A 16,914-nucleotide genomic window follows, 5' to 3' on the forward strand; every position below is an offset into this window, starting at 1 on the left:
TCTACTCACTTCTCTCTTGCTGCTCTTCTCTTGCTGCTCTTGCATGCCTCCTTCGCACCTCTCCCATCAGGCCCGAGCGGGGCGCTTGCGCCGCCTGTGTGAGTTGTCCGTCCACGGTTGCCCTGGTTTGCCAGTCGTGTTTGAAACGTTATGCGGCGTTGCAGCACAAGCGTGGCCATTTGGCTTTGGTCTAGCGTGTAGCCGGTGGCCAGACTGCGTGCTGACCGGGTGCCATCGGCAATCGTGCAGGGGACAGGGGAGGGGGGAAGGCTCATGGCCAAGGCGTTGGGCAGTGTGTGGGCATTGTTGCTGGGGAGCGGAGCTGACAACTGAGACAGAAGCAGCGCCGGAGGCAGAGCCTCGGTCACAGGCAGATTCAGAGATAGATTCTGAGCCGCACGAAGAGCGCGACCAGGTATCGTCCTATCAGTTCGACCCCGATCATCAGCCGCCCAAGGGGCCCTGGCCCTCCATGCCCTGAGATTGCAGGGGCAAGCCAGCCAGTCGCAAAAAGACGCCACCCTGGATGACGGGGCGGCGTCTTTTTTTGGGGGAAGCCTTGAGCGTTTGCCGGTGGGGGCGTGGCGCTCAGGGCTTGTGGGAGTCAGTACCTCAGTGTTTCAGTTGATCACTGCAGGCCCAGCTCCTGCGACAGCTGCTCCACATCGCTGACCTGCTGGGTGATGAAGCGATCCAACGCCTTGCCGGACTTGTGGAACGGCATCAGGCCGTTGTCCTGCATCACCTGCTGCCACTCGGGCGTCTCGGCCATGCGGTTGAGAGTCTGCTCCCACCAGTCGAAGGCGGCATCCGATGCGCCGCCCGGCAGGTAGAAGCCGCGCCAGTTGGGTGCGACCACATCGATTCCCTGCTCACGCGCGGTGGGAATGTCACTGTACTGACCGGGCAGGCGCTCTTCACTGAACACTGCCAGCAGGCGCAGGTGGCCGGATTCGACGAAGCCGCGGGCCTCGGTCATGTCGCCGGTGAAGGCTTCCAGGTGGCCGCCCATCACCTGGATGATGGCGACGGAGCCTGAGTCGTAGGCGAGGTACGGCAGGGCGCGCAGGTTGTCGATGCCCGCCTCACGCGCCGCCATCAACACCTTGAGGTGATCGAAACCGCCCGCGACATCGCCACCGGCGAAGCGCACCGTCTTGGGGTCTGCCTGCATGGCGGCCAGCAGCTCGGTCAGCGATTGGTAGGGCGAGTCCTGGGCCACGGCAATCACGCCGTAGTCGGCGCCGAGGGTCATCAACCAGCGCACGTCGTCGACCTTGCCGTCCTGATAGGCATGCTGCCCCAGGCGGGTGGTGGTCGCGCTCGAGGCGGCGACGATGACCTGCTCATCGTCATGGCGCTTGGACTTCACATGCGCGAAGGCGACGCCTCCGCTGGCACCGGGCACGTTCAGCGTCTGCATACCGGCGGGGATCAGGTTCTGCTCATCCAGCAGGCGGGCCACGCTACGACAGGTGAAATCCCAGCCACCGCCGGGCTTGGCCGGCGCGATGCACTCCGTCTTGCCCTGCGGGGCGAAGTCGGTCTGTTCATTCTGCTCCTCTTGGGCGGCGTTGGCGCTCAAGGGTACCAGCAGGCCAAGGCTGAGCAGCAGCGCAGCGGGCAGGACGCCAGCACGCTGTCGAGCATGCTTGCGGCGTGAGAAGGGATGGCGGGCAGGGGATGTGGCGTGCATGGCTATCGTGTCCTTGGTGTTCAGCGTCGATCGTTATGGTTATGTCAGTCAGCGCGGCATGGGGCTGCGCGTTGCTGGCTGCCGCACGCTTATGACTGTTGTGATGAGCTTGTGTCGTGAGCTTGCGAGAGTGCGAATGAACGAAAATAGCCTATTTCGGCGAGCCGCGAAAAGTCACGGCAGGTGGGCAGTGCGCAGAGAAATCGCATTTCCCGCGCCGTCTCTCCTCAAGGTGGTCTCGGGATTGCTAGAATTGCGCCATCAGGCTGTGGTGAGCGCTCCGCGATCTTCCAGCCGCCGCCTTTCATTGAGGAGACGGGCCATGACCCTTACCCCGCGCATGCACGACTTTCTCGCCCGCCTGCCCAAGGTGGAGCTGCACCTGCACATCGAAGGCTCGCTGACGCCGGCCTTGATGTTCGAACTGGCGGCGGAGCAGGGCATCACATTGCCCTACGCCACCCTGGAAGAGGTCGAGGCGGCCTATGACTTCGCGGATCTTCCCGCCTTCCTCGCGCTCTATTACCAGGGCATGGGCGTTCTGAATGACGAGTCACATTTCTATCGCCTGGCGCAGGACTACTTCCGCCGCGCCAGCGCCGATGGTGTCAAGCATCTGGAGCTGTTCTTCGATCCGCAGGCGCATCTCGCGCGTGGCGTGAGTCTGGAAACCCAGTTCGCGGGGCTGGAGCGCGCCTGTCGTGAGGCGGTGAAGGAATTCGATATCACCTCGGCGCTGGTGCCGAGCTTCCTGCGCTGTCATTCCGCGGAGTCTGCGCGTGAGCTGTTCGAGGCGCTGATTGCCTTCGAATCGCGCTTCGTGGGTGTCGGCCTGGACAGCGCCGAGATCGGCAATCCGCCGGAGAAGTTCACCGAGGTCTTCCAGCTTGCGGGGGAGCGCGGCTGGCATCGTGTCGCTCACGCAGGCGAGGAAGGGCCGGCTGCGTACATCCGCGCGGCGCTTGAGGTGCTGGGGGTGGAGCGTATCGACCACGGTGTGCGCTGTCTGGAAGATGCCGCCCTGGTCGCGGAGCTGGCCGAGCGGCGTATCCCGCTGACGGTGTGTCCGCTGTCCAATGTCGCGCTCAAGGTGGTGGAGCGCATGGAAGACCACCCGCTGCCGAAGCTGATCGAGGCGGGCCTCAATATCACCCTCAACTCGGATGACCCGGCCTATTTCGGCGGCGGCATGCTCGACAACTTCATCGCCGTGCAGCAAGCGCTGGATCTCAGCGAGGCGCAGTGGCTCACCCTGTGCCGCAACGCCATCGACGCCGCCTTCCCGCAGCGTGCCGAAGGTCTCGGCATGAGTGACGCCCGCCGTGGCGTGCTGCTGGCGCAACTCGATAGCTGCGCTGCCTGAGGATTATCACCGGCGCTTGAATAGTGAATGCAATCAACGGCTTGGCCACCAACATCGCCAGTACGATGCCGTCTGCGGCAACCACTCCATCAGATGTTGCTTGACCGCGCTAAGTCGTTGAGTACAATGCAGTTCTGGCGTGCGCAATGCACCGCCCTGCGGGTGTAGCTCAATGGTAGAGCAGAAGCTTCCCAAGCTTAAGACGAGGGTTCGATTCCCTTCACCCGCTCCAGATTCTTCAAAAAAGCCTCCCGAACGGGAGGCTTTTTTGTGTCTAGGATTCCATGCGGCACGCATGCGCATGGAATTCGTTCTTGATCATCTTTCCGGGACCATTTGTGTTGCTGTGCATGGATCATGGCCTGCGCCACGGCCGACGGCGTTCGTTCGCGACGGTGGCGGGCGGGGCGGTGCCTTCACTGATACTGATGGTCTTGTCGTGTCTGGAGACTTTGGATCATCAGGCGTTTTCGGGCTCAGCGCTCAGGGCGTGATTCGAGATACCTGCTCAGCAATTCGCGATCTTCACTGGTGACTTTCTGCTTCCAGCTTTCCACCACATGCTGGCTGGCCTCCTCGAGGGCATCCTGCAACTCAGGCGGGGCTGGCGTGATCAGCTTCGCGCCGTTCTCCTGCAGGGTGGCGTAGGCCTGGTCCAGCACGCTGTGGGTGGCCGTCCAGCCGGCAGACTCGGCGGCATGCGCGGCATCGATCAACGCCTGCTGCTGGGCCTCTGTCAGGTCGTCGAAGCTATCGCGATTCATGTGGATGATATTGAGCGGCATCGCGTAGTTGAGCGTGGTGAAGTGAGGCATGTAGCGGTAGAGCTCCGCACTGACGCCGCCCATCGCGGAGGTCAGCGCGCCGTGGATGCTGCCACCGGGCAGCAGGGGCTTGAGCTCTCCCCAGCTCATGACCTGAGGTGCCGCGCCCAGGTTGAGCAGTACTCGCTGCGTGTTGCGGTCGTAGGTGCGGATCGGCATGTCCTTCAGGTCATCACCGTCAGCGATGGGCGCTTTCGACCACAGGCCGCTGGGTGTCCACGGCAGGGCATACAGCAGGATCTGGTTGTACTCGGCGAGCAGTTCCTCGTAGCGTGGCTTCGCGACCACGTACAGGCGGTGAGCTTCATCGAGGTCGTAGGCGATCGCCGGCAGCGACGAGATGCCGAAGAAGGGGGCTTCCTCGGCGAGTGCACCACTGAGTGTCGCGGCGATGTCGATGACACCGCCGGCAGTGGCCTGCAGGTGACTGGCAGAGCGAATGTCCGAGCGCAGCGTCAGCGTCAGGTCACCTCCGGACTGGCTGGCGACCTGCTGGCTGAATTCGGCAGCGCGTTGGCCCATCATCGTGTCGGGCTGGTAATCGCTGCTCATGTTGAGGGTCGTCTGAGCGTGCGCGCTGAGTGCGCCGATCAGGCCTGCCGCTGCCAGCCAGGCGGACAACAGGGCGGCAATACGTGAGGAAGACGTCATGGGGAATCCTTTCTTTTTGTCTTTGGCCTTTGCCCGCTAGGGTAGTGCATGCCTGCGTTTATGCTCAGATGAATCGTGTCTCCACGGACTTTCAGCACTTCCATCGAAGGTGGCCGTCATGGCCAAGGATGGTGGCGTGGGAGCGCCTGGCTCAGAGGGCGTCGGGTTGTCGAAGATAGCGGTCCAGCAGTTCGCTTTCCTCGGGGGCGACCTTGCTGCGCCAGCTCTCGATCACGCTGACACTGGCGCGTGCCAGTGAGCGCTTGAGTTCGGGCGAGAGCGGATTGCTGACCGTCACGCCGGCCTCTTCCAGCTGGGCATGGGTCTGTTCCAGGACGCTGGCGATGGCGTTCCAGCTGGTGTCTTCAATTTCGGTCGCGGCAGCGAGAAGGGCCTCGCGCTGGGTGTCGTCGAGCGCTTCGAAGCGTGACCGGCTCATGTGAACGATATTGAGCGGCATGGCGTATTGCAGCGCGGTGTAGTGATCCAGCGTGCGGTTGAGCTCCGCCGTCAGGCCGCCCAGGGCCGAGGTCATCACCGCCTCGATACGGCCTTCGGCCAGTTGCTGCTGCATCGGCTCCCAGCCGAGCACGCTGGCGATGGCGCCGAGGTTGAGCAGCACGCGCTGGGTATTGCGGTCGTAGGCCCGCACGGGCACGCCCCGGAGGTCATCGCGTGTGGTGATCGGCTTGCGCGACCACAGCCCGCTGGGCGGCCAAGGCAGGGCGTAGAGCAGAATCTGGTCATGCTCTTTCAGCTGCGCTTCATAGTGGGGGCGCGCCAGACGGTAGAGTTCGCGCGCATGATGCGGATCATCGACCAGGGTCGGCAGCGAGCTGAGGCCGAACAGCGGCATCTCGGCGGCCAGCGCGCCGCTGTGGGAGTCGGCCAGCTGGATGATGTCAGCGCTGATGGCCTCGAGATGATTCACCGAGCGCAGCCGACCCAGCGGGCCTTCTCCGAAGGTGATCTCGAGCTCGCCCCCGCTGAGCGCTGCCACCTGATCGACGAACTGCTGGGCGCGCTGGCCCATCATGGTCTGGGGGCCGTATTCGCGGCTCATGGTCAGCTCGACAGGCTCCGCCCGGGCGGGCGTGCCCGGGACGGAAAGCCCCAGCGCCAGGGCCACGCCGAGCGCTCTCTTGATGCCGATCTCTCTCTTGATGCCGAGCATTCTCTTCATACCGAACATTTTCTTCATGTCGAGCACTCCCAGCATGACAAGCACTGCCTGCATGCCGCTACGCTGTCCGATTGGCATTCGTCGTCATCCATCCATAGGAGGTGAAATCAAGTATCCCTCAACGGTGCAGGATGCTGTCGCTGTCTCCGTCAACGCTTCCCCATTATGGCCTGTTCCATGCCTGCGCCGGCACGATTCGGAAGGGGTAACGGGCGTTGAACTGCCAGTTGGCGCAATGTGGTCTACGCTCAGTACAAGGCTGTGCAACTGCCCTGACACGCACTCCGCGCCGGGACCGCATGGCCGGATTGTCGACGACTGTCAACGGGAGGTAGACCACATGCTGACCCACGTATGGGGCTTGATGGCGCATCCGCAACGGGAATGGCAGACCATCCGCAAGGAACACGAATCCATCACCCACCTCTATGCACACCATGTGCTGCTCATGGCGCTGGTGCCAGTCATCTGTGCCTATATCGGGACCACACAGTTCGGCTGGAGCCTGACGGAAGGCCACGCCATTCTTCTGGAGCCACTGGATGCCTTCTTCGCTGGTATCGCGTTCTATATCGCCATACTGACAGCGATCGGCTTCATGGGCACTGTCATCCACATGCTCTCGAAGCGCTTCTCGGGGCACCCCAGCCGCCGGCGTTGCATCATCTTCGCGGGCTATGTCGCCACGCCGATGTTCCTCGCGGGGCTGGTCGCGCTCTATCCTGTCATCTGGGTGTGTATCCTCGCGGGGACCATTGGCCTGTGTTACAGCGCATATCTGCTGTATCTGGGGATTCCGCCACTGCTTGATATCTCCAACAAGGAAGGCTTCCTTGTCACCGGGTCGACACTGGGGATCGGGGTACTGGTCCTAGAGGGTCTGCTGGCGGTCACTGTGCTGCTGTGGGGGTATGGCGCACGCTGGTTCATGTAGTCCTTCGCGGCACGTAGGCGTCAGTCTGCTGACGCCATCGGCGCGAAAAAGCGTCTCTGCAACGCCTCGCCTTCATCGGCGGGGCGTTGTCGTTTCGTGCGCGGGTTGGCGCGTGGCACTTGTGCTCGGTGGCGGCGGCGTGGAAAGTGTTGGACTCAATCGACAGTGTGGAAGAAAGCGCATGGACAAGTTTGAACAGCGACTGGAGCAGGCTGCGCGGGCTGCATGGTTGTCATATGTCGGTGGACGGACCCAGGACGACATCGCGGTTCAGCTGGGGGTGTCGCGCCCCGGCGTGCAGCGCCTGCTGTCGTTGGCGCGCCAGGAGCGGCTGGTCAAGATCTCCATCGATCATCCCGTGGCCAGCAGCATGGCGCTGTCGGATACGCTGGTGGAGCACTTCGGGCTGAGCTTCTGCGATGTGGTGCCCTCTGACACCCAGTCACCGGAAAGCATCGCGGAATATCTGGCGGTGGCGGGTGCCGAACGCCTAGCGTTCTATCTCGGTCGCCAGCAGCCGCAGACCATTTCGCTGAGTACCGGGCGTGCGGTACGCGCAGCGGTGGAAGCGCTGAGTCGCAGCGAGCGCCCCCAGCATCGCATCGTGTCACTGGTCGGCAATGTGGCGTTGGATGGTTCTTCCAACCGCTATGACGGCGTGATGCTGCTGGCTGACAAGATCGGCGCTGATCGCTTTCTGTTGCCCGCGCCCGTGGTGGCGGCCAGCATCGAGGAGAAGGAGTCGCTGCTGAGTCAGAATCTGGTCAAGGCGGTATTCAAGGTCGCTTGTGAGGCCGATGTGGGCATGATCGGCATCGGACGTCTCGATGCCCAGGCGACGCTGTTCCAGGATCAGTTCATCAGCGCCGCGGAACGCGATGAGTTGATGGAAGTCGGCGCAGTGGGGGAGTTGATGGGGTGGCCGCTGGACACCCATGGCCGGCTGATCGATTGCCCGCTGGCGCAGCGCATCACCAGTGTGCCGCTGACCTCGCTCAAGGCGCAGCCGCTGATCGGGCTGGCGGGTGGGCACGACAAGGTGCCGGCCATTCTGAGTGCGTTGCGCGGTGGTTGGCTGCAAGGGCTGATCATCGATGAGGTGGCCGCCCAGCGTGTCTGCGCGGCCCTCAAGGAGTGAGCGGTGGCGGCCTGGGTCTGACAATCGCCCACCTTTATTCGTCTCGATGATGGCGCCTTGGCGTGACCTTCCTGGCGGATGTCATTTTATTAAACGCTGATATTTGCTCAGACTAATTTCAGCACCACCCCAGTGGCCATGCCGCCTTGTGGCCTACACCCAAAGGATCAGATCCCAAGGTTGTATAGCCCAAGGTATAGCGCTTCAGGGTTTGCTTTTTCACAGGTCTGATCCGATCATTTGTTCATTAAATGACGTTTTGATCGAACGTGTTTGCGTCGCGATGTCCCGCCAGGACATCCGTTCACCAAGCCGGTTGATGGGAAGGCAACGGTGCCCAAGGCGCTTTTGCCCTCGAAAAGAACAATGCCAATAACGCCCCGATGGAGTGCCCTCATGCGCCTACCTCACATCACCAAGTCCCCTCACATGACCAAGTCCCGCCGTCATCTGCTCTCGCTCGCCAGTGTCGCTGCCCTGGCGCCGCTCAGCGCCCAGGTCAGCGCCGAGACCATCACCGTCGCGACCGTCAACAACGCCGACATGGTGGTCATGCAGAGCCTGACCAGCGAATTCGAGAAGGCGCATCCGGACATCACCCTCGACTGGGTGGTACTGGAAGAGAACGTGCTGCGCCAGCGTCTGACCACCGATGTGGCGACCCAGGGGGGCCAGTTCGATGTCATGACCATCGGCACCTATGAAGTGCCCATCTGGGCCAAGCATGGCTGGCTGACCAAGCTCGACAACCTGCCGGAAGACTATCAGGTCGATGACCTGATCAAGCCGGTGCGGGATGGTCTGAGCGTGACCGAAGGCGAGAAGAAGGGCCTCTACGCGCTGCCGTTCTATGGCGAAAGCTCCATGCTCTACTACCGCAAGGACCTCTTCGAGCAGGCCGGTATCGAGATGCCGGAGCAGCCGACCTGGAGCCAGGTCAACGACTGGGCCGCCAAGCTCAACTCCGCGGATGAAGGCGTCTACGGCATCTGCCTGCGCGGCAAGCCGGGCTGGGGCGAGAACATGGCGGTGCTGGGCACCATGGTCAACAGCTTCGGCGGTCGCTGGTTCAATGAGGAGTGGGAGCCGCAGCTGGATTCCCCGGCCTGGAGCGAGGCCATCAACTTCTACGTCGACATGATGGGCAAGTACGGCCCGCCGGGCGCGACCTCCAACGGCTTCAACGAGAACCTGGCGCTGTTCTCCAGCGGCAAGTGCGGCATGTGGGTCGACGCTACCTCGGCGGCCGGCAAGCTCTACAATCCGAAGGAATCTTCCGTGGCCGACAAGCTGGGCTTCGCGCCGGCGCCGATCGCCAAGACGGAGAAAGGCTCGCATTGGCTGTGGTCCTGGGCGCTGGCGATTCCGGAATCCTCCAAGTCCAAGGATGCCGCCCAGACCTTCATCACCTGGGCCACTTCCCAGGAATACGTGAACCTGGTCGGCGAGCGTGAAGGCTGGGCCAGCATTCCGCCGGGCACACGTGTCTCCACCTACGAGAACCCGTCCTACAAGGACGCCGCACCCTTCGCCGGCTTCGTGATGGACGCCATCACCAGTGCCGACCCGACTGATCCGACCCTGGAGCCGGTGCCCTATGTCGGCGTGCAGATGGTGACCATTCCGGAATTCCAGTCCATCGGCACCCAGGTGGGGCAGATGATTGCCGCGGCGCTGGCCGGCCAGATGTCGGTCGAGCAGGCACTGTCCTCCGCCCAGCGTTCCACCGAGCGCACCATGCGCCAGTCGGGCTACTGATCTGATCCAGCCGATCTGATCCCCACGGATTTGATCTGAACGGATCTGATCTGAACGTTGCAACGGCCTCCCGCCTTGCCTTGAGCCTCAATCGACATTGGCTCGAAGCACGGCGGGAGCCCCGTCCGGCGCCCGCGGTACCCCTTCCTCTCGAGACTCTTGCAACGCCCTCGCGGCGTGGCACGGACAGCCTCGGCCTGAAGCCCACCGCATTGCCTGACTTCCTCACCGTATCGAAGGACTCACCATGCGAACGAGAGCATCCGGACGCACCGTCGGGGGATTGCGAACCCTGTCGCTGCAAGCCCCAGCCGTAAGCCTGTTGTTGATGTGGATGCTGGTACCACTGGTCATGACCCTGTGGTTCTCCTTCCAGCGTTACAACCTGATGATGCCGTCGGTGTCCGGTTTCGCCGGCGTCGACAACTATTACTACCTGCTGACCGACCCGTCCCTTTGGACCGCCATGGGCAACACCCTGCTGCTGGTGGGCTGGGTGCTGGTCGCCACCGTGGTCGGCGGCACGCTGCTGGCGGTATTGCTGCAGCAGGAATTCTTCGGCCGCGGCGTCGCGCGCCTGTTCGTGATCGCGCCTTTCTTCATCATGCCCACCGTGAGTGCCCTGGTGTGGAAGAACATGATGATGCACCCGGTCAACGGCATTCTGGCCTGGGTCGCCGGGCTGTTCGGTCTGCCGGCCATCGACTGGTTCGCCAGCCTGCCGCTGACCTCCATCGTGATCATCGTCACCTGGCAGTGGCTGCCGTTCGCGGTGTTGATCCTGCTGACCGCCATCCAGTCACTGGATGACGACCAGGTCGAAGCCGCGCGCATGGACGGGGCAGGGCCGATCGCGATCTTCTTCTACATCACCCTGCCGCACCTCAAGCGCGCCATCAGCGTGGTGGTGATGATCGAGATGATCTTCCTGCTGACCATCTTCGCCGAGATATTCGTCACCACCTCAGGTGGCCCGGGGCTGGCCTCGACCAACCTGGCGTACCTGATCTACATCCGCGCCCTGCTGGACTTCGATGTGGGTGGTGCCTCCGCCGGTGGCGTGATCGCCATCATCCTGGCCAATATCGTGGCCTTCTTCCTGGTGCGTACCGTCGCCAAGAATCTCGAGAACTGATGACAAGCGCTCAGCACAGGGAGACTCAATGATGTCGACTTCAACTTCCAATTCCGTGGCCGCCGCCAGCGCTGCCGTCAGCGCCAGTCGCGCGCGCCGCAGCGTGATCAACAAGAAGCTTGTCCTGACCCTGGTGGCCTGGACCATCGCGCTGGTGATGTTCTTCCCGATCTTCTGGATGATCCTCACCAGCTTCAAGACCGAGGCCGAGGCGATCGCCACGCCGCCGAGCCTGTTCTTCACGCCCAGCGTCGAGGGCTATATCGAGATCCAGGCACGCGCGGACTACTTCAAGTACGCCATGAACAGTGTGGTGATCTCACTCGGGGCAACGCTGCTGGCGCTGCTGATCGCGATTCCGTCCGCCTACTCGATGGCCTTCCTGCCCACCAAGCGCACCCAGGGCACGCTGCTGTGGATGCTCTCCACCAAGATGCTGCCGTCCGTGGGTGTGCTGCTGCCGGTCTACCTGATCTTCCGCGATCTGGGGCTGCTGGATAGCCGTACCGGCCTGATCATCATCTACATGCTGATGAACCTGCCGATCGTGGTCTGGATGCTCTACACCTTCTTCAAGGACATTCCCAAGGACATTCTCGAAGCCGGCCGCATGGATGGCGCCAGCACCCTGCAGGAGATCTTCCACCTGCTGTTGCCGCTGACCCTGCCGGGCATCGCTTCCACCGGTCTGCTGTGCGTGATCCTGAGCTGGAACGAGGCGTTCTGGAGCCTGAACCTGACCACCTCCAACGCCGCACCGCTGACCGCCTACATCGCGTCCTTCTCCAGTCCGGAAGGACTGTTCTGGGCCAAGCTGTCCGCGGCTTCCACGCTCGCCATCGCGCCGATCCTGATCTTCGGCTGGATGACCCAGAAGCAGATGGTACGCGGCCTGACCTTCGGTGCCGTCAAGTAACGGTTCGCCATACGCATGTTGCACGCATGCCATGCCACCCAAATTTGCCATCACCTGCCCACGGGCAGGTGCGGATAAGGAAACTTCCCATGTCCACACTCACGCTCAAGAACATCGTCAAGGAGTTCACCTCCGGCAGCGGCGCCAGCGCGACCACCACCCAGGTCATCAAGGGGGTCGATCTGGAAGTGAAAGACCAGGAATTCGTGGTCTTCGTCGGCCCGTCCGGTTGCGGCAAGTCCACGCTGATGCGCATGATCGCCGGGCTCGAGAACTCGACCTCCGGTGACATCCTGATCGATGGCAAGCGCATGAACGACATCGGCCCGGCCGAGCGCGGTCTGGCGATGGTATTCCAGAGCTACGCGCTCTACCCGCACATGACCGTGGGCGAGAACATGGGCTTCAGCCTCAAGCTCGCCGGCGTCTCCAAGGAAGAGCGCGCCGAGAAGGTCAATGCCGCCGCCGAGGTGCTGCAGCTCGGGCCGCTGCTGGACCGCAAGCCCAAGGCACTCTCCGGGGGACAGCGTCAGCGTGTCGCCATCGGTCGCGCCATCGTGCGCAACCCGAGCATCTTTTTGTTCGATGAGCCGCTCTCCAACCTGGACGCCGCGCTGCGGGTGCAGATGCGCATCGAGCTGGCGCGCCTGCATGCCGAACTCAAGGCGACCATGATCTACGTGACCCACGACCAGGTCGAGGCCATGACCATGGCCGACAAGATCGTCGTGCTGCAGGGCGGCGTGGTCGAGCAGGTCGGCTCGCCGATGGAGCTCTACCATCACCCGCGCAACCGCTTCGTGGCCGGATTCATCGGCTCGCCGAAGATGAACTTCCTCGATATCACCGTCACTGGCGTGGCGGACGAGGGCGTCACGGTGCGCCTGCCGGATGGCAGCGAGCGCCTGATTCCGGTGGCGAGCCAGACCGAGGATGGCGTCTCGGTCAACGTCGGCGACACCCTGACGCTGGGCGTGCGCCCCGAGCATCTGATGCTCGATGAGCAAGGCCCGTTCACGGGTCAGGTTCAGGTCATCGAGCGTCTGGGCGGGGTGACGTCGCTCTATCTGGCGACTCCGGATGGCTCCGGCGATGCGCCGATCGGCGGCCTCAAGTCCGACGAGCAGTCCGACAGCGGCTGGATCCTGATGGCGGATGGCGACGTCAACAGCCGGGTGGGTGACAGCATCCGCTACGGCTTCGATGTCGAGCGCGCGCACCTCTTCACCCGTGAAGGGCTAGCGCTGCAGAATCTCAACCGTCACCCGCTGACCAGCCTGACCCGTCAGGACAATTCCCTGTCCAGTGCCAGTGCCGCACAGGAAGCCCGCGCATGAACCGGGCAGCCGCGAATCGGGAAGCCAGAGAGGATGATGAGATGAGTACCCCCTTGCAGCAGGTGATCTTCGATTGTGACGGCGTGCTGGTGGACAGCGAAGTGCTGGCCGAGGAGGAGCTGTCGCGCCAGCTGGGGGAATGGCTGCCGGATCTCGACACCGAGGCCGAGCTGCGTGCGGCGCTGGGCATGACCACCGAGGCCATCCTGGGCCATCTGGAGGCCATGAGTGCTCACACCCTGCCACCGCAGGCAATGGAGCGCATCGATCACGCCATCGAATCACGTCTGGCGAAGGAACTTGCGCCCATCACCGGCATGGCGGAACTGCTTGGCGGGCTGTTGGCGAATGGCGTGGCCGTGGCGATCGTCTCCAACAGTGCCGAGCGCCGCGTGCGCGCCTCGCTGGCCGCCACCGGTCTGGATCGCTGGCTGGCGTCGGTGCCGCTGTTCACGGCCGAGCAGGTCGCGCGACCCAAGCCCGCGCCGGATGTCTATCAGCTGGCGCTGCGTCAGCTGGGGCGTGATGCCCAGGAGTGCGTGGTGGTCGAGGATAGCCTCGCCGGCGTCAGCGCGGCGGTCGCGGCCGGTCTGCGCGTGATCGGCTTCACCGGCGCCGGGCACATCCCGCCGGGCCACGCCCAGCGTCAGCTGGAGGCGGGCGCCTGGCAGAGCCGTGCGAGCATGGAGGAGGTCAGCGCCTTGATCAGCAAGCTGCGTATCGGTCAGGTCAGCGATCTGAGCGCCACATGAGCACCATCAGGGGGTAATGTCATGCACAAGGCGGCTAAACCCGTACAGACATCCTCAGTGCCAGCGACTCAGGCCGTCGGCAAGCTCGCCGGCAAGGTGGCGGTGGTCACCGGCGGTGCGGGCGGTATCGGCCTGGCCATCGCCACCCGCTACGTCGCCGAAGGCGCCTTTGTGGCGTTGGCGGACATCAACGGTGAGGCGGCGGAGCGTGCCGCGAAGCGACTGCGTGAGCAGGCCGGGCCGCAGGCACGAGTGCTGGCAGTGACGCTGGACGTGACCTCCAGCGTCTCGCGCCAGAGCATGCTGGAATGCGTGCAGGCACAGCTGGGGCCGATCGATATCCTGGTCAACAATGCCGCCGTCTTCGCCATGGCGCCGGTGCTGGAGGTCAGCGAGGGCATGCTGCGCCACCAGCTGGCGGTCAATGTCGAAGGCCTGTTCTTCACTCTGCAGGCGGTGGCCAGAACGATGGTCGAGCGCGGGCAGGGCGGCAAGATCATCAACATGGCCTCGCAGGCCGGACGACGCGGCGAGGCGCTGGTCAGCGCCTATTGTGCCTCCAAGGCCGCCGTCATCAGCCTCACCCAGTCCTGCGGGCTTGATCTCATCCGCCATGGCATCAATGTCAATGGCATCGCGCCGGGCGTGGTGGATACGCCGATGTGGGATCAGGTCGATGCGCTGTTCGCCCATCATGAACAGCGCCCGCTGGGCGAGAAAAAACGTCTGGTCGGTGAGGCGGTGCCCTATGGACGCATGGGGCTGCCGGACGACCACGCCGGTGCCGCGGTATTTCTGGCCTGTGAAGACAGCGATTTCGTCGTCGCCCAGACGCTCAATGTCGACGGTGGCAACTGGATGAGCTAAGGATGAGAGACGCCTTCCGTCCTGCTGCAAGGGTGCGCATCCATGAATGAGGTAGTCACGTGACATCTTTATCCGATTCCCGCCTGGCCCACATGTCGCCCTCGTTGGACGACATGGCCAGCCGTGTGCTGGCGGAACACGCCTCCAGTCAGCGCACACGTACCATCGTGGCCCTCGCCGGCCCGCCTGCGGCGGGCAAGTCGACGTTGTCGGAATCCCTGTGCGAGACCCTCAATGCGCTGGAACCCGGCATCGCCGTGGTGGTGCCGATGGATGGCTACCACTACGACAACGCCGTGCTGGCGCCCTTGGGTCTGCTCTACGTGAAGGGCGCACCGGAAACCTTCGATGCGCGCGGGCTCTATCATGATCTCGTCAGGGTGCGCGCCAATGATGGCCCGGTCGCCGTGCCGGTCTTCGATCGCCCGCTGGACCTGGCACGTGCCGGTGGCCGCGTGGTCGAGAATCACCACCGCATCGTGCTGGTCGAGGGCAACTATCTGCTGCTGCGCCACGCGCCCTGGGATGCGTTGCTCGACCTGTTCGACATCAGCATCTTCCTGGATATCGAGGATGAGGTGCTGGTGCCGCGCCTGCTGCACCGCTGGCGCGAGATGGGGCAGGATGCCCGTGGTGCCCATGAGCGTACCCATCACAAGGACATGCTCAACGCGCACCTGATCAAGCAGGACTCGCTCAACGCCGACTGGCGTTGGCGTCTCGCGAATGCCCCCATCGGCCCCGATGGGGAGGGCAGCTGAATGACGGATGGCAGGGAGAGCCGCATGTGGGTAGGTGTTGATTGTGGGACCCAGAGTACCAAGGTGGTGATCGTCGATCCGGCCTGCGGGAGCATCGTGGCCCAGGGCCAGCGCAGTCATGCGCTGCAGGAAGGCGCCAACGGGCGCCGCGAGCAGGACCCGCAGGACTGGGTGGCGGCGCTTGAGGGCGCCTTCGATGATGCACTGGCCACCTCGCGGCTGGACCCGCAGCGCATCGCGGCGATCGGGGTGTCCGGCCAGCAGCATGGCATGGTGGTGCTGGATGAGGCCGGCGTGCCGCTGCATCCGGCCAAGCTGTGGTGTGACACCGAGACCAGCGAGCACAATGCCGCGCTGGTCGAGGCGCTGGGAGGTGAGGCGGGCTGCCTGGAGACGCTCGGTCTGGTGCTGCAGACCGGCTACACCGCCTCCAAGCTCGCCTGGCTGCGTGAGCAGCATCCCGAGCGCTACCAGCGCATCGCTAGCATCCTGCTGCCGCATGACTATCTCAACTTCTGGCTGACCGGTGAGCGCGTCGCCGAATACGGCGATGCCTCGGGCACCGGCTATTTCGATACCCGTCGGCGCTGCTGGCATCAGGATGTCTTCGCGCAGATCGCCCCGGAGCTTGATGCCCGGCGCGTGCTGCCCCGATTGATCGAGTCCCAAGAGCCGGCCGGGCGCATTCGCCCCGAGATCGCCGCGCGCTTCGGGCTGCGTGACGACGTCATCGTCTCCAGTGGCGGCGGTGACAACATGATGAGCGCCATCGGCACCGGCAATATCGCGCCGGGGCGGGTGACGCTCAGCATGGGCACCTCCGGCACGGTATGCGCCTGGTCGGCGGACTATCCGGTGGGCTGTGATCCTCAGGTGGCCAGCTTCAGCGCCAGCGATGGTGGCTGGTTGCCACTGGTGTGCACCATGAATGTGACGTCGGCCACCACCCGAGTGCGCGAGATGTTCGGTTTCGACATCGCCACTTTCTCCGCTCAGGTGGCAAGCGCCCCGCGCGGAGCCGAGGGTGTGCAGGTGCTGCCGTTCTTCAATGGCGAACGCGTGCCGATGCTGCCGCGTGCCCAGGCCAGTTTCCATGGGCTGGACAGTCGCAATGCCACCCCGGCCAACCTGTGTCGCGCGACCATGGAAGGCGCAAGCTACGGCCTGCGTTATGCACTGGAGTGCATGGGGCCGCTGGCCAATGGGGCGCGCCAGATCCGTCTGGTGGGCGGTGGCGCCAAAAGCCCGTTGTGGCGTCAGATGCTGGCCGACATTCTCGGCCTCGAGGTGGTCTGCCCGCAGGTGACCGAGGCCGCAGCATTAGGCGCCGCCATTCAGGCGGGCTGGTGTCTGGGCCAGTCCGGCGATGAAGGGCAGGGTCGCCCCAGCGAGACGCTTGAGCAACTGTGTGAGCGGCTGGTCGCGCTGGATCATGCGACACTCGCCCAGCCCCAGGCAGAAGGCGTGGCCGCCTACCGCAAGGGCTACGCCGATTACCGCGCGCTGCTGGAAGCCGAGCACGGCATTGCCGCCGGCGGCTGAGCACGTTGTCAGAGCACGTTGTCAGAGCTCGATACATCAGCGCGTCACGCCAAAGCA

General features: G+C 63.8%; 14 protein-coding genes and 1 tRNA gene. 12 read left to right on the forward strand and 3 right to left on the reverse strand.

What is annotated here, in order from left to right; genetic code table 11:
* Nucleotides 1–628 precede the first annotated feature (628 nt).
* Entirely contained in the window at nt 629–1,696 is a 1,068-nt protein-coding gene (locus tag AC5WNJ_RS05500; protein WP_495930612.1) for a Bug family tripartite tricarboxylate transporter substrate binding protein, read from the reverse strand.
* 322 nt (nt 1,697–2,018) lie between these two features.
* Between AC5WNJ_RS05500 and AC5WNJ_RS05505 the strand changes: the two genes are divergently transcribed.
* Together AC5WNJ_RS05505 and AC5WNJ_RS05510 are read left to right on the forward strand one after the other, a co-directional pair.
* The gene (locus AC5WNJ_RS05505; protein WP_495930613.1) at nt 2,019–3,059 is read left to right on the forward strand and encodes an adenosine deaminase; all 1,041 of its coding nucleotides are present in this window, start codon (nt 2,019–2,021) and stop codon (nt 3,057–3,059) included.
* A gap of 158 nt (nt 3,060–3,217) precedes the next feature.
* Nucleotides 3,218–3,291, forward strand: a tRNA-Gly gene (locus AC5WNJ_RS05510).
* Between the two features lie 244 nt (nt 3,292–3,535).
* Here the strand turns inward: AC5WNJ_RS05510 and AC5WNJ_RS05515 are convergent.
* Together AC5WNJ_RS05515 and AC5WNJ_RS05520 are read right to left on the reverse strand one after the other, a co-directional pair.
* A complete protein-coding gene (locus AC5WNJ_RS05515; RefSeq protein WP_495930614.1) occupies nt 3,536–4,534 on the reverse strand; it encodes a TRAP transporter substrate-binding protein in 999 nt (332 codons plus the stop codon).
* 151 nt (nt 4,535–4,685) lie between these two features.
* Entirely contained in the window at nt 4,686–5,795 is a 1,110-nt protein-coding gene (locus AC5WNJ_RS05520) for a TRAP transporter substrate-binding protein (RefSeq protein ID WP_495930615.1), read from the reverse strand.
* A gap of 262 nt (nt 5,796–6,057) precedes the next feature.
* On the opposite strand from AC5WNJ_RS05520, the gene AC5WNJ_RS05525 reads away from it, so the two are divergent.
* The 10 genes from AC5WNJ_RS05525 to xylB all read left to right on the forward strand — a co-directional run bounded on the left by AC5WNJ_RS05525 (nt 6,058) and on the right by xylB (nt 16,857).
* Nucleotides 6,058–6,651: a Yip1 family protein gene (locus AC5WNJ_RS05525; RefSeq protein ID WP_175089801.1), complete on the forward strand. Its 594-nt coding sequence runs from the start codon at nt 6,058–6,060 to the stop codon at nt 6,649–6,651.
* A 181-nt stretch (nt 6,652–6,832) separates the two neighbouring features.
* Nucleotides 6,833–7,789 carry a sugar-binding transcriptional regulator gene (locus AC5WNJ_RS05530; protein ID WP_176676667.1) on the forward strand — a complete coding sequence of 319 codons (957 nt, stop codon included), beginning with the start codon at nt 6,833–6,835 and terminating at the stop codon, nt 7,787–7,789.
* Between the two features lie 396 nt (nt 7,790–8,185).
* Nucleotides 8,186–9,547: an ABC transporter substrate-binding protein gene (locus AC5WNJ_RS05535; RefSeq protein WP_495930616.1), complete on the forward strand. Its 1,362-nt coding sequence runs from the start codon at nt 8,186–8,188 to the stop codon at nt 9,545–9,547.
* Nucleotides 9,548–9,794: 247 nt separating this feature from the next.
* The gene (locus tag AC5WNJ_RS05540; RefSeq protein ID WP_495930617.1) at nt 9,795–10,682 is read left to right on the forward strand and encodes a carbohydrate ABC transporter permease; all 888 of its coding nucleotides are present in this window, start codon (nt 9,795–9,797) and stop codon (nt 10,680–10,682) included.
* Nucleotides 10,683–10,713: 31 nt separating this feature from the next.
* The gene (locus AC5WNJ_RS05545; RefSeq protein WP_176676670.1) at nt 10,714–11,598 is read left to right on the forward strand and encodes a carbohydrate ABC transporter permease; all 885 of its coding nucleotides are present in this window, start codon (nt 10,714–10,716) and stop codon (nt 11,596–11,598) included.
* A gap of 89 nt (nt 11,599–11,687) precedes the next feature.
* On the forward strand, nt 11,688–12,935 hold the full coding sequence (locus tag AC5WNJ_RS05550; RefSeq protein ID WP_495930618.1) for an ABC transporter ATP-binding protein: 1,248 nt from the start codon (nt 11,688–11,690) through the stop codon (nt 12,933–12,935).
* A 41-nt stretch (nt 12,936–12,976) separates the two neighbouring features.
* Nucleotides 12,977–13,687 (forward strand): HAD family hydrolase, encoded by a 711-nt coding sequence (locus AC5WNJ_RS05555; RefSeq protein ID WP_495930619.1) that lies wholly within the window; start codon nt 12,977–12,979, stop codon nt 13,685–13,687.
* A gap of 57 nt (nt 13,688–13,744) precedes the next feature.
* Nucleotides 13,745–14,554: an L-iditol 2-dehydrogenase gene (locus AC5WNJ_RS05560; protein WP_495930620.1), complete on the forward strand. Its 810-nt coding sequence runs from the start codon at nt 13,745–13,747 to the stop codon at nt 14,552–14,554.
* 59 nt (nt 14,555–14,613) lie between these two features.
* Nucleotides 14,614–15,315, forward strand: coding sequence for a nucleoside/nucleotide kinase family protein (locus tag AC5WNJ_RS05565; protein WP_495930621.1), 702 nt, complete (start codon nt 14,614–14,616; stop codon nt 15,313–15,315).
* 24 nt (nt 15,316–15,339) lie between these two features.
* Nucleotides 15,340–16,857 (forward strand): xylulokinase, encoded by a 1,518-nt coding sequence (gene xylB / locus AC5WNJ_RS05570; protein ID WP_495930622.1) that lies wholly within the window; start codon nt 15,340–15,342, stop codon nt 16,855–16,857.
* The last annotated feature ends 57 nt before the right edge of the window (nt 16,858–16,914 follow it).

The sequence above is a fragment of the Cobetia sp. PDI-23MA genome (genome assembly GCF_059507735.1).

Coding starts and splice junctions, on each gene's coding strand:
- AC5WNJ_RS05500 (WP_495930612.1), bottom strand. CDS start 1,696: ATGCACGCCACATCCCCTGCCCGCCATCCCTTCTCACGCCGCAAGCAT.
- AC5WNJ_RS05505 (WP_495930613.1), top strand. CDS start 2,019: ATGACCCTTACCCCGCGCATGCACGACTTTCTCGCCCGCCTGCCCAAG.
- AC5WNJ_RS05515 (WP_495930614.1), bottom strand. CDS start 4,534: ATGACGTCTTCCTCACGTATTGCCGCCCTGTTGTCCGCCTGGCTGGCA.
- AC5WNJ_RS05520 (WP_495930615.1), bottom strand. CDS start 5,795: ATGCCAATCGGACAGCGTAGCGGCATGCAGGCAGTGCTTGTCATGCTG.
- AC5WNJ_RS05525 (WP_175089801.1), top strand. CDS start 6,058: ATGCTGACCCACGTATGGGGCTTGATGGCGCATCCGCAACGGGAATGG.
- AC5WNJ_RS05530 (WP_176676667.1), top strand. CDS start 6,833: ATGGACAAGTTTGAACAGCGACTGGAGCAGGCTGCGCGGGCTGCATGG.
- AC5WNJ_RS05535 (WP_495930616.1), top strand. CDS start 8,186: ATGCGCCTACCTCACATCACCAAGTCCCCTCACATGACCAAGTCCCGC.
- AC5WNJ_RS05540 (WP_495930617.1), top strand. CDS start 9,795: ATGCGAACGAGAGCATCCGGACGCACCGTCGGGGGATTGCGAACCCTG.
- AC5WNJ_RS05545 (WP_176676670.1), top strand. CDS start 10,714: ATGTCGACTTCAACTTCCAATTCCGTGGCCGCCGCCAGCGCTGCCGTC.
- AC5WNJ_RS05550 (WP_495930618.1), top strand. CDS start 11,688: ATGTCCACACTCACGCTCAAGAACATCGTCAAGGAGTTCACCTCCGGC.
- AC5WNJ_RS05555 (WP_495930619.1), top strand. CDS start 12,977: ATGAGTACCCCCTTGCAGCAGGTGATCTTCGATTGTGACGGCGTGCTG.
- xylB (WP_495930622.1), top strand. CDS start 15,340: ATGTGGGTAGGTGTTGATTGTGGGACCCAGAGTACCAAGGTGGTGATC.